We start from the raw sequence: 384 nt of genomic DNA, 5'->3' as shown, positions 1-384 counted from the left end.
GATGTGGTGGCTCGGCACGAGAGCCTGCGGACGGTGTTCGGTGAGGATGACGGTGGTGTGCCGTTCCAGCGGATTCTGCCGGTTGAGCGGGTCGTCGCGGAACTACCGGTTGAGGTCGTCGACGCCGGGGACGACACTGCGATGGATGTGGTCGCGGAGGCGGCGGGCCATTGCTTTGACCTGTCGGTGGAGATCCCTGTGCGTGCAACGCTTGTGCGATGCGGCGAGAACCAGCACATCCTGGTGTTGGTGCTGCACCATATTGCGGGGGACGGGGGTTCGTTGGCGCCGTTGGCTCGGGATGTGGCGGTCGCGTATGCGGCGCGCGTGGCGGGGGAGGTTCCGGGGTGGGTGCCGTTGCCGGTGCAGTATGCCGATTACACG

General features: G+C 66.4%; 1 protein-coding gene. It reads left to right on the top strand.

What is annotated here, in order from left to right; translation table 11 throughout:
* Positions 1-3: 3 nt before the first annotated feature.
* A partial coding sequence (locus P3H15_RS54695; protein WP_346348899.1) for a condensation domain-containing protein occupies positions 4-384 on the top strand: 381 nt, incomplete at its 3' end.

Source organism: Rhodococcus sp. T2V, assembly GCF_029269925.1.
Classification (GTDB): domain Bacteria; phylum Actinomycetota; class Actinomycetes; order Mycobacteriales; family Mycobacteriaceae; genus Rhodococcus_F; species Rhodococcus_F koreensis.
Note: the sequence above shows the minus strand (reverse complement) of the source record. Positions and strands in the feature narration are given on the sequence as shown.